Origin of the sequence: Bowmanella yangjiangensis, from assembly GCF_017255015.1 — a bacterium.
In the GTDB taxonomy this organism is placed as follows: domain Bacteria; phylum Pseudomonadota; class Gammaproteobacteria; order Enterobacterales; family Alteromonadaceae; genus Bowmanella; species Bowmanella yangjiangensis.
On record NZ_JAFKCS010000193.1, the window covers coordinates 1 to 1,504 of the forward strand.

The window sequence follows — 1,504 nt, forward strand, 5'->3', positions numbered from 1 at the left end:
TAATGCTCGCCATGGCGCCAGGCCAGCAGCAGCTGGTCATCCGCCGAATAGTTCTGCTCGAAACGCCCCTCGAAGGCCGGGTGCCGGCAGCGGAAACGCATCAGCGCCAGCAGGCGCTGCACCAGCGGTTGCTGCAAGGCCTGCTCGGCCTCCTCGACGCTGTAGTAATGGCGGTTGACGTCGCGGGCCTCGCCGGTTCGCTCGAGCAGATCGAAATCGTTGCAGCCGGCGAGCAGGCCGACGTAGTACACCTGCGGGATGCCGGGGGTGAAGAACTGCATGGCCCGTGCGGCAATGTAGGCCTCGTCGTTGCGCATCAGCGCCTCGTAGAAGGTGCAGGTCAGCTGATAGATGGCGCCCACGCTGTGCACGTTCACCGCCGAGCGGCGCAGGATCGGGTCGGCGCTGCGCGTCGAGATCTCGTCGACCAGGTACTGGATCTGCGCCTCGGGCAACATGCCCTCGACATCGGGAATGCAGATACCGTCATGGGTATCGAGCACGGAGATCTGGTTGCGCGGACACATGCGCAGCCAGTGCTTGAGGTAGCGGCTGCTCCCCGTGAGCAAGGCATGCAGCACCAGCGGCGGCAAGGCGAAGGCATAGGGGCGCATCTGCCGACGCGAGATGGCGTACTGGTAACTGATATGGTCGTGCACCTCCGGGAGCATCTCGGTCTCGTACTTGGCCCCGGTTTCGCGAAACCATTCGAGGATGCGATAGACGTTCGGCTCCACCAGGAAGCAACTGGTGCCGATACGCTTGGTGGTGTAGCCGAAGGCGTCCAGGCGGAACAGCTTGACCCCGCGCGCGGCGAGGAAGGCCATGTACTGCTCCATCAGCTGGTAGGTCTGTGGCGAATCGTAGTTCAGGTCGATCTGCCGTTCGGTGAAAGTGCACCAGACCCGGCAGGTCTCGCCGTTGGCCAGCCGCACCTCGCGAAATGGCTCCTTCTCCTTGCGGATATGGATCTTGGCCAGGTCGTCATGGCTGATCTCGCCGAGGCTGTCGACCTGCACGAACAGCTCAGCGTAGGGCGAGTCCTGGCCGCGCGCGACGAAATCGAGGAACTCCGGTGACTCGTCGGCGATATGGCTGATCACCAGGTCGACGCACAGGTCGAAACGCGCGGAGATGCGTTCGACATCCGCCCAGTCGCCGTAGCGCGGGTCCACCTCCATGTGGGTGAGCGGCGAGAAACCACCGTCGGCATTGGACGGATACAGCGGCAGGATATGCACACCGCCCAGGGCATCGCCCAGGTGCCGGTCGAGCAACTGGTAGAGCTCGCCCAGGTTGCGCCCCAGGCGGTCGGGATAGGTGATCAGTTGAACAGCATTGCGCAGTGTCATGAGCCCCCCGGCACAGTGTTGGTCTACCAAAGGCCTAGGCCACGATCGCCGCACGCGTCAAGCGACGCCGCGGAACCGGCTCCTCAGAGCCGCGCCAGCACCGCCTGCACGGCCTGGTCCGGCGCCTCCTGCCAGAGACCGTAACTCAGCGG

At 64.4% G+C, this 1,504-nt stretch carries 1 protein-coding gene; it reads right to left on the reverse strand.

Annotation, left to right across the window (positions count from 1 at the left end; genetic code table 11):
* A partial coding sequence (gene gtfA, locus J0A65_RS23240) for a sucrose phosphorylase (RefSeq protein WP_206596664.1) occupies positions 1–1,352 on the reverse strand: 1,352 nt, incomplete at its 3' end.
* Positions 1,353–1,504 lie beyond the last annotated feature (152 nt).